This window comes from Rheinheimera sp., from assembly GCF_020217005.1.
In the GTDB taxonomy this organism is placed as follows: domain Bacteria; phylum Pseudomonadota; class Gammaproteobacteria; order Enterobacterales; family Alteromonadaceae; genus Pararheinheimera.
Genome location: NZ_JAIWOI010000055.1, coordinates 1 through 10,000 on the forward strand (window position 1 = coordinate 1; position 10,000 = coordinate 10,000).

7 protein-coding genes are annotated in these 10,000 nt (G+C 46.5%); 3 read left to right on the forward strand and 4 right to left on the reverse strand.

Annotated features, from left to right (window positions below):
- The first annotated feature begins 272 nt into the window (after positions 1-272).
- Complete coding sequence (locus tag LDL40_RS02735) at positions 273-1,391, forward strand: beta-ketoacyl-ACP synthase III (RefSeq protein ID WP_300993560.1); 1,119 nt, start codon at positions 273-275, stop codon at positions 1,389-1,391.
- A 64-nt stretch (positions 1,392-1,455) separates the two neighbouring features.
- On the opposite strand, the gene LDL40_RS02740 is transcribed toward LDL40_RS02735, so the two are convergent.
- Positions 1,456-1,764 (reverse strand): isoamylase early set domain-containing protein, encoded by a 309-nt coding sequence (locus LDL40_RS02740; RefSeq protein ID WP_300993561.1) that lies wholly within the window; start codon positions 1,762-1,764, stop codon positions 1,456-1,458.
- Between the two features lie 456 nt (positions 1,765-2,220).
- On the opposite strand from LDL40_RS02740, the gene LDL40_RS02745 reads away from it, so the two are divergent.
- Complete coding sequence (locus LDL40_RS02745; protein ID WP_300993562.1) at positions 2,221-3,477, forward strand: efflux RND transporter periplasmic adaptor subunit; 1,257 nt, start codon at positions 2,221-2,223, stop codon at positions 3,475-3,477.
- Positions 3,477-6,665 carry an efflux RND transporter permease subunit gene (locus LDL40_RS02750; protein WP_300993563.1) on the forward strand — a complete coding sequence of 1,063 codons (3,189 nt, stop codon included), beginning with the start codon at positions 3,477-3,479 and terminating at the stop codon, positions 6,663-6,665. The genes LDL40_RS02745 and LDL40_RS02750 overlap by 1 nt, the downstream gene beginning before the upstream one ends.
- 73 nt (positions 6,666-6,738) lie before the next feature.
- Here LDL40_RS02750 and LDL40_RS02755 read toward each other — a convergent pair whose 3' ends face one another.
- The 3 genes from LDL40_RS02755 to pabB all read right to left on the reverse strand — a co-directional run.
- Entirely contained in the window at positions 6,739-8,118 is a 1,380-nt protein-coding gene (locus LDL40_RS02755) for an L-serine ammonia-lyase (RefSeq protein ID WP_300993564.1), read from the reverse strand.
- Between the two features lie 230 nt (positions 8,119-8,348).
- Positions 8,349-8,912, reverse strand: a complete 564-nt coding sequence (locus LDL40_RS02760) for a CoA pyrophosphatase (protein ID WP_300993565.1) — start codon at positions 8,910-8,912, stop codon at positions 8,349-8,351.
- A gap of 4 nt (positions 8,913-8,916) precedes the next feature.
- A partial coding sequence (gene pabB / locus LDL40_RS02765; protein ID WP_300993566.1) for an aminodeoxychorismate synthase component I occupies positions 8,917-10,000 on the reverse strand: 1,084 nt, incomplete at its 5' end.

Genomic DNA, 10,000 nt, shown 5'->3' on the forward strand with positions numbered 1-10,000 from the left:
AGTTCTGTATAGTCCTCCTGCTTGAGGGGGCTGCTTTATTGACGGCGCATCGTCGTCACTGTTGTTTTGGCAGTACCCGCTGGCATTAGCTCACTGCATCTGACTTCCATCCCATTGCAGATGGTACTACTATGGTGCCGGGGGCGGGTTTGCTGCAACTCCAGTTCGTTTGGGGTCTTTCGTTGTGGCTGATTTCAGCGAAATTAAGCTAGAATAGCGACCAATTCAGCAACTCATGAAAAGAAGTTGCGCTTATGACAAGGGTATTCTGAATGAAAAATGTGCTGATCAGCGGCTCAGGCCTGTTTACACCCAATGAAACTGTGACCAATGAAGAGTTAGTGGCCAGTTTTAATCAGTATGTCGATTTATTTAACGAGCAATATGCTGATGACATCGCTGCGGGGGAATTGGCTGCTCTTGAGTATTCCAGCTGCGAATTTATCGAAAAAGCCTCAGGCATAAAATCTCGCCATGTGCTGCACAAAGAAGGTATTTTAGACCCAGCTATCATGATGCCCGTATTCGCTAAACGTGGTGAAGACGAACATCCTGAAATGGTCGAAATGGCGATTGTCGCCGCGCAGGAAGCTATGGCCCAGGCTGGAAAAACAGCTCGTGACATTGACCTGATTATCTGCGCTGCTTCCAATATGCAGCGACCTTATCCGGCCTTATCTATCGAGTTGCAGCAAGCATTAGGTGCTGCAGGTTATGCGTTTGATATGAACGTCGCTTGCTCTTCCGCCACTTTTGCTATCAGTAATGCGGTGAATGCCATCCGTGGGGGCATGGCCAGAGTAGTGTTGGTGGTTAATCCTGAATTTGCCTCACCTCAGGTGAATTACACCAGTCGTGATAGCCATTTTATTTTTGGTGACGTTTGTACTGCCACTATTATCGAAGCAGAGGAGACGGCCACAGCTGACAATGCTTACCGAATTTTAGGGATGAGCTTAAAAACCGAATTCTCTAATAATATTCGTTGCGATGTAGGCTACACCGAACATTGTCATCCACAAACCGATCCTGAAGCTCCATTTTTTAAGCAGCAGGGCCGTAAGGTGTTTAAAGAATTGCTGCCTATAGTTGCTGATGTGATTTTAAATGAAATGCAACGTCTGGCTGTTGCGCCGGATGATTTAAAACGTTTATGGCTGCATCAGGCCAATATCAATATGAACTTGTTTGCTGCAAAAAAAATCTTAGGCAGAGATCCTCTACCGGAAGAGGCTCCTTTGGTACTAGATACCTATGCCAACACTGCATCAGCGGGGTCTATTATTGCCTTTCATAAAAACAAAGAAGGCATTGCATCAGGTGAAAAAGCTATTTTATGTTCCTTTGGTGCAGGTTATTCAGTAGGTTGTCTGGTGCTGGAAAAACGCTAAAAAAATGAAGTGGAGCCGGGTCAGAGAAGGTAGCTAACACTCTGACCTGACTCCATTTGTATAGTTACAACTGTACTACTGAATTTTGCTCATAGCTGACCTGGGTAGGCGCATAAGCATCGGCCTCGTCGTCGTTTAGCCAGGTTTGACCATCCACTACATATCTGAATTGGTACTGCTTTTCTTTATCCAGATTTAAACTGGCGGTGAAGTCGCCTGTTTTGGTCTTTTTCATCAATACTGCTTGCGTGTCCCAGTTATTAAAGTCTCCAGCTAATGCCACAGTCTGGGCTTGCGGAAACTGATGACCTGCAAAAGTAAAAGTTACTTTGCATACTGGTTTGGTTTTTAAATACTGTTTACTGATACTCATCGCTGCTTCCTTCCTGAATTAGCCCTTTGCATCTGAAATTGCAGCTTTGTGGACTGTACAACTAGCCCCAGCCATCAAGGGCAACTCCAATGACCTTGGGTATAAATAAAACTACACTATATCTCTTTGTGATGACAATAAAGTGTCTAAAAAACAACCAGGTTGTGGTCTTGTCCACCATAACCAAGCCAGAGCAGTCGCCAAAATAACTTTCTGGAATTTGTATAGAAGAATTTGCTATTTGGCACTGAAGTTGTAACTAAATATGTCGAAACTTCACATTCCTGCCTTCGTCTTGTCAGCGGTTTACAGGGGTGGATCAGCTGTAAAGCCTTTGCTGTAAGGCTTTGTCCTGAATAAAAGCACAGGGCTGGAAAAAACAACAGGCTAAACTAAAAGCCAGCAGATAAAAAAGCTAACAACTCCGGTTACAGTCTGGGCCAAACGGACTGTAAGATGACGTTAGATAAACTTGTGACCAAAGGACTAAAAATGGCAGGTAAGTGGATAAAAGTTGGGGTTCCGATATTGATTGTGGTGGGCTCTGTAATTTTGGCTTCTGCATTTGTTGCGGGGAAAAAGCCGCCGGAGCAAAAAAAAGAAGAACGGAAAAACCTTTTTGTCGACGTCAAACCTGTCAGCCGGCAAAACCTCACCTACCAAGTCTGGTCTCAGGGGTCAGTGCAGCCTAAAGTCATTACCAGCCTGACCTCGGAAGTTAATGGTGTCATTGTCAAAGTGGCGGATAACTTTATTGAAGGTGGTTTTTTCCGCGCTGGCGACTTACTGATTCAGGTAGAACAATACGACTACCTCACCGCAGTGAAACTGGCTGAAGCCAATCTGGCCAGGGCCCAGGCTTTATTGGAAGAAGAAAAAGCCCGGGGTAAAGTGGCTGCCAAAGAATGGAGTGAATTCAGCGCAGGCCAGGCGCCAGAGCTGGGTTTGCGTCGTCCTCAGTTAGCTCAGGAGCTTGCTAACGTGCGCTCAGCCGAAGCTGAACTGGAAAATGCCAAGCGTAATCTAATCCGCACTGAAATCCGTGCTCCTTATGACGGTATAGTGAAATTGAAAAATGCCAATATAGGCCAGTTTATCAGCAGAGGCTTTAACTTAGGCACTATCTATGGCACCGATCTGGCTGAAGTAAGACTGCCATTGTCGGATAACGATATTGGCTATTTAAATATGCCGGGTTTAACTCCGTCAGAACAACAACAGCCTGACGTGTTGCTTTCGGCCGAAGTGGCAGGGCAGCAGTTAAGCTGGAATGCCAAACTGGTGCGTACTGAAGGTATGTTAGACGATGAAAACCGGGTAATTTATGCGGTTGCTGAAGTGAAGGACCCCTATAGGTTAAAAGATCAAGGTCAACCGCCTCTGCGCTTTGGTCGTTTCGTTAAAGCGCGTATTGATGGAAAAACCGGCGACAACCTGGTGTTGCTTGAGCGGCACTTATTAAAACCAGACCAAAAAGTACTCACCATCAGTAATGACAACAAATTGCATATCCGTAGCGTAACAGTACAGCGAATGGATGAAGACTACGCTTATGTCAGTGCGGGTTTAGAACCAGATGAACAGTTGGTTTTAACAGCTATTGCAAACCCTCTGGAGGGGATGGTGTTGCGCACTGGAGCTGACCCTGTGGTCGATGAGGCGGAAAAGTCCAAAACAGCCATAGCAGCTACTGAACAGGGAGAGAAACGCTAATGCAGCAGTTGGACCAAACCCATAAGGGCTGGTTAGCCTGGTTTGCCCGCAACAGTGTGGCATCAAATCTACTGATGGTTATTTTATTACTGGCGGGGATAGCCAGTATTTTTACCATCAAAAAACAAACCTTTCCTGAAATTCAGTTGGAGCAGGTCACTATTCGGGTGGCTTATTTGGGAGCTGCACCGCAGGAAGTTGAAGAAGGCATAGTGGATAAAATTGAGGAGTCACTGCGCAGTCTCAATGGTATTAAGAAAATCCGTTCTACAGCAGTAGAAGGGATGGGGACTGTAAATGTCGAAATTCAGTCTGGTTATGACATTCAGGAAGTGATGAATGAAATTAAGATGCAGGTGGATTCGATCTCGTCTTTTCCTGAACAAACTGAACGACCTGTTGTGTACAACACCAAGTTTCAAAGCAATGTCCTGTGGTTGTCTGTCTATGGTGATACCGATCAGCGCGGTTTAAAAGAGTTTGCCAAAGACGTGCGTGATGAGCTGAAAAAACTACCTGGCGTCAGCAAAGTTGAAGTGGTGGGAGCTTTGGGGTACGAAGTGTCCATCGAAGTTTCAGAATACAAACTACGTGAATACGGTCTGACCTTTAATCAAATAGTGACTGCGGTACGTGGTAGTTCAGTGGATTTGCCGGGAGGCTCAATCAAAGCTGATAACGGTAATATTTTATTACGCGCTAAAGGTCAGGCTTACCGCCAGCAAGACTTTGCTGACATAGTACTGATCAACAGAGCCGATGGAACCCGCTTATTGTTAGGGGATATCGCCCAAATTAAAGACGGTTTCGTTGAAATGGAATCGTATTCTACCTTTAACGGTAAGCCCTCAGTGTCGATCAAAGTTGATGCCGTGGGCGAGGACAATACCTTAAAGATTGCCGCTGCAGTGAAAGACTATGTAGTAAAGAAAAAAGCTGACTTACCAGACAGCATGAACATAGACTATTGGGGCGACTCCAGCTACTACCTGCAAGGCCGGTTAGACCTAATGACCGATAATATGTTGATGGGGGCATTATTGGTCCTGGTGAGCCTGACGCTGTTCCTGGAGTTCCGTGTTGCCTTCTGGGTAATGGTCGGCATTCCTGTGTGCTTCCTGGGTACCATAGCTCTGATGCCTTTATCTATGTTTGACGTGTCGATCAATATGATCAGTTTGTTCGGGTTTATCTTGGTTCTGGGCATATTAGTGGATGATGCCATCATCATAGGTGAAAGCGCGTACACCGAAATTGAGAAATATGGTAAGTCGGCAGAGACAGTGATCCGCGGTGCTCAGCGCGTTGCTATGCCTGCAACTTTTGGTGTGATGACCACTATAGCCGCTTTTATACCCATGTTGATGGTTGGAGGACCACAAGGCCCTATTTGGGAATCTATTGCCTGGGTGGTGATTTTATGTCTGATTTTCTCGATGGTCGAATCCAAGTTTATTTTACCAGCACACTTAATAGCGATGGACAGTAAACCCTGGGATCCGCAACGCAAAGGGCTGTTTTATGGCGTGGGCAGAACTTGTAGTAATGGGTTGAAATTTGTCCGGGTTAAAGTGTCATCTGCGACAGACCGTTTCGTATTTGGCCGCTATAAAAAGGCGATCGAGTGGTGTATCGAATACCGTTATATCACGGCGACCAGCTTTTTCGCCATGATGGTGCTGATGATTGGCTTGATGGCTGGTGGTCATGTGCGCTGGGTGTTTTTCCCCAATATCCCAAGTGACTTTATCAACGCTAATTTAACCATGATGGAAGGATCATCCGGCAAAGCTACTGTGCAAGCAATGCAGCAATTGGAAGCTGCGCTGGTAAAAACTAACGAACAGATAGTGGCAAAAGGGGAAGAGGGCTTAATGAAGCACCGCCTGACCTTTACTGAATCTGATACGACTGGTCAATTAGTGATTGAACTTGAAAAAAGTGAAGGCCGTAACATCGATGCTAATGAATTTGTGCGGTTGTGGCGCGAGCAAATACCGGAAATTGCTGGCATCAAAACTCTGCAGATCTTCTCTTCAACCAGCGGCGGTGGTGGCGGTGATATTTCTTTCCAGCTAAAAAGCAAAGAACTGGACCAGCTGCGTCTTGCGACTGAGGAACTTAAAGCTGCAATGTTAGCTTACCAGGGGGTTTATGATATCGAGGACAGTATCAGCGGTGGTAATGACGAAATTGTACTGAAAATTAAACCTCAGGCTGAAGCTTTGGGTCTTAGTTTGTCGGATTTAGCCACTCAGGTGCGTTATGGCTTTTATGGCGCTGAAGCACAACGTATCCAGCGTGATGGTGAAGAAGTTAAAGTGATGGTGCGTTATCCAAAAGAAGAGCGCCGCTCAGTGGGCAATCTGGAGAATATGAAAATACGTACAGCGTCAGGTGCTGAAGTACCATTTTCTCAGGTCGCAGAGTATAAAGCTCAGCCGAGTTATTCCGCCATTAACAGGGTAGACGGTGAACGTTCCGTTACGATAAGTGCTTCGGTGGACAAAGCTTTGGCGGAGCCTATGAAGATCACCAAAGAGTTGCAGGAAAAGGTTTTGCCGGTATTGGCAGAAAAATACGGCATTGAAACTGCGTTAGAAGGCGCTAGTCTGGAAGAGGCGGATGCGATGACTGACTTGGCCCTGGGTTTCCTGTTAGCGCTTTTTGTGATTTATGCGCTGCTGGCTATACCGCTGAAATCCTATACTCAGCCACTGATTATCATGTCCGTGATCCCTTTTGGCTTAATTGGCGCTATTTTAGGCCATATGTTGCTTGGTTTAAGCGTCAGCATTATGTCTTTGTTTGGGCTGATAGCACTTGCTGGCGTTGTAGTAAATGACTCGCTGGTGATGGTGGACTACGTCAATGAATCCCGCCGCAACGGTATGCCGCTGAAAGATGCAGTTGTTGGGGCTGGCACCAGACGTTTCAGACCTATTATGCTGACCTCCTTAACTACCTTTTTAGGTTTGGCGCCTATAGTGCTGGAAAAGAGCTTACAAGCGCAAATTGTAGTGCCTATGGCTGTGTCATTGGCTTATGGTATCTTGTTTGCCACTGTAATTACTTTGATTCTGATCCCGGCTTTGTATGTGATTTTGGATGACTTTCTGGGGTTGTTCAGAAGTAAAACACCGGAAGACAGCAGCTATCCAATTGACGAGTTACCACTGCAGAAGTGATAAAAATGGGGTCAGATCACATTGGTTACGTGTAACTAATGTGATCTGACCCCATTTTTAAAAGAGTATTTAATCAACACTCGATAATATTTACCGCCAACCCACCACGCGACGTTTCTTTGTATTTACTTTGCATATCACGGCCTGTGTCCCACATGGTTTTAATCACTTTATCCAGCGATACCTTGTGCTCTCCTGTGCCACGTAATGCTAAACGTGAAGCGTTAATGGCTTTAATAGAACCCATGGCATTACGTTCAATACAAGGCACCTGCACTAAACCACCTACAGGGTCACAGGTCAGGCCCAGGTTATGTTCCATGCCAATTTCAGCGGCGTTTTCGACATGATCGACAGAGCCGCCCAAAATTTCGGTCAAAGCACCTGCCGCCATAGAGCAAGCTACGCCTACTTCGCCCTGACAACCAACTTCAGCCCCTGAAATCGATGCATTCTTTTTATATAAAATGCCTATGGCAGCTGCAGTTAACAGGTAACGGCAGTAAATGTCCGGCGTCACAGGCTGAATGTATTTGTCGTAATACATCAGCACAGCAGGAATAATTCCGGCAGCGCCATTAGTAGGGGCAGTGACTACCCGGCCACCTGCTGCGTTTTCTTCATTTACCGCCAACGCAAATAAGTTCACCCAGTCCATCACCTGCAGCGGATCAGCGCTTTTTTCCGCCATTAATCGTTTATGCAGGGCCGGGGCGCGGCGTTTTACTTTTAAGCCACCAGGTAAAATGCCCTCAGTACGAATACCCCGTTGTACGCAGTCATACATGGTTTGCCAGATTTTACCCAGCTCATCCTGAATTTGTTGTTCACTGCGCAGCACCTTCTCGTTTTCCATCATCAAACCTGCGATGGACAAGCCGTTTTCTTTACACAGTTTCATCAGCTCGGCGCCACTTTCAAAAGGGAAAGGGGGGGGATTGTTGGCGGCAAACTGGCTGGCGGCTTCTTTTTCTTTGGCAAAATCTTCGGCTTTGACAATAAAACCGCCACCAATAGAGAAATAAATTTCGCTAAACAGCACTTCATGACCGGCATAGGCTATTAGCTCCATACCGTTTGAATGCTCCTTTAAGGTTTTGCGGCGGTGAAATACGATAGCGCCTTCTTTTGGAAAGTCGACAGCGCGTTTTTGGTCCAGCAGTATTTGCTGAGAGTCGTCTACGGTTTTTAATAACGCGGGAATAGCATCTGGATTAATGTTTTCCGGTAAAAAACCGGACAACCCCAAAATGACCGCCTTACCTGTACCGTGACCAATACCGGTTTGACCTAAAGAGCCAAACAGCTCAGCTTTAACACCGGTGACCTGGTCAAATAACCCCAGGGCTTGCAGGTTTTCACAGAATTTTTTGGCAGCACGCATTGGGCCTACGGTATGAGAACTGGATGGGCCAATACCAATGCTGAACATATCAAAAGCACTAATAATCATTCGAGTCTGCTTTTCGTTGTAAGAATTGGGCGCCATTCTAACGGAAGCAAATTAATTTCGTAACTCAACTGGTAACTGGTCGGTGCTTATTACAGCAGAAACTGTATACGGTGCTGTGCCGATTTGATTACAGTCACCCTTGGGGGGAAGGGCAGCGACAAGCCGCGGCCTCTGCGGCCCCCGCCCGTCTAATGACTCGGTGGCAGGGTTTTGTACCGCCTCTACTATGATTAAAAGCGCAGCTGTTGTGTAAGGGAATTGAGGATTGCCGCCGTAGCCCCCCAAATCAGATGCGGGCCGTAGGGAATAAAATGCACTAAATGGGACTGACCGCGCATGGCAAAATAGTCGCTATGAGTATTTTGTGGATCAGTGACAAAAGACAATGGCAGCCAGAAGGCAGATTCAACTTCAGCCAGCTGCAGTTGAAGCTCAACTTCTTCGGTTAAAAAAGCAATCCAGGGTTGGATGAGAAAGCCTGTGCCAGTGACATAGCTGGGTAATTGGCCTACTAACTGTAGTAGTTCCGGCGCTATACCCGTCTCCTCGTAGGTTTCCCGTAATGCTGCCTGCTGGCTTTGCTCATCAGCTTCGATTTTTCCGCCGGGAAAACTGATTTGCCCAGGATGATGTCTCAGCTCTGAGCTGCGTTTCGTCAGCAATAATTGCAATTCCCCCTGCTGTTCCCTTAGCACCACTAAGACGGCAGCAGCTTTGCTTTTTTCCAGCCGCAACTGCACAGCATGTTTTGCAGGTTGCAGGAGAAAACGTTGTAGAAACTGCTGCCTGTTCATGGTATCAATCCGTTATTACAGGCCTGGCAATCTGCCCCAACAAAGGCAGAATTTTATTAACCTTATGAAAGGTTTCTTCGTATTCAGCATCCACTTCGGAGTCTGCCACTATACCACCACCGGCCCAGCAATAGGCCTGACCTTGCGCCAGCACCAGAGTCCGGATAGCAATATTGGTATCCATGTCTCCGTTGCTGTTGATATAGCCTATTGCGCCGCAATACACTGAACGGCTATTGGGTTCTAACTCGGCAATGATTTGCATGGCGCGTACTTTAGGGGCGCCGGTAATAGAACCGCCGGGAAAAGCGCCTCGTAATAAATCACAAGCATCTGCACTGGGGCTTAAAGTGCCGGTAATGGTGCTGACCAGATGATGTACAGCCGGAAAAGACTCAATGGCAAACAAGGCTGGCACTTTGACTGTGCCCGGTACACAATGTTTACCTAAATCATTACGCAGCAAATCCACAATCATGACATTTTCAGCTCTGTCTTTTGGCGCCGCTTGCAGTTCTGCAGCGCTTTGTTGGTCAAGCTCCGGATCAGCAAAACGTGGTCTGGTGCCTTTGATTGGTTTAGTTTCGACCTGACCCGCTTTGAGCTGTAAGAAGCGTTCCGGAGATAAACTCAAAACTGCACCCTGCGGCAGTCGTAAAAAAGCAGAAAAAGGTGCAGCATTTTTGCTGCGCAGAGTTAAATAGGCCTGCCATTCATCACCACTGTAACTGGCGCTAAAGCGCTGAGCCAGATTAATCTGATAACAATCGCCGCTTCGCAGGTAGCTTTGCACCTGATCAAACTTTTGGCCGTAGCTGGGCTTGTCCATATTGGCATGCCAGTCAGAGGTTAAGGCAAAAGTCGCAGGCTGCTGTACTGTTGCAAACAGCTTTGAAGTGGTTTCCCATTGCTGTTTTGCATCGCCGCGATAATCCACATACCAAAGTTGCTGTTGTTGTTTATCCAGAATCAGAGCCCACAGATAAATACCAATAGCCATATCAGGTAATAATGCTCCTGTGTCAAAAGCTTGTGGCACAGGTTCAATCACAGAACCCAGATCATAACTAAAATAACCTAAAGCACCG

Excerpts from the sequence above, each read along its gene's own strand:
- LDL40_RS02735 (WP_300993560.1), top strand. The coding sequence starts at position 273 with ATGAAAAATGTGCTGATCAGCGGCTCAGGCCTGTTTACACCCAATGAA.
- LDL40_RS02760 (WP_300993565.1), bottom strand. The coding sequence starts at position 8,912 with ATGAACAGGCAGCAGTTTCTACAACGTTTTCTCCTGCAACCTGCAAAA.
- LDL40_RS02755 (WP_300993564.1), bottom strand. The coding sequence starts at position 8,118 with ATGATTATTAGTGCTTTTGATATGTTCAGCATTGGTATTGGCCCATCC.
- LDL40_RS02750 (WP_300993563.1), top strand. The coding sequence starts at position 3,477 with ATGCAGCAGTTGGACCAAACCCATAAGGGCTGGTTAGCCTGGTTTGCC.
- LDL40_RS02745 (WP_300993562.1), top strand. The coding sequence starts at position 2,221 with ATGACGTTAGATAAACTTGTGACCAAAGGACTAAAAATGGCAGGTAAG.
- LDL40_RS02740 (WP_300993561.1), bottom strand. The coding sequence starts at position 1,764 with ATGAGTATCAGTAAACAGTATTTAAAAACCAAACCAGTATGCAAAGTA.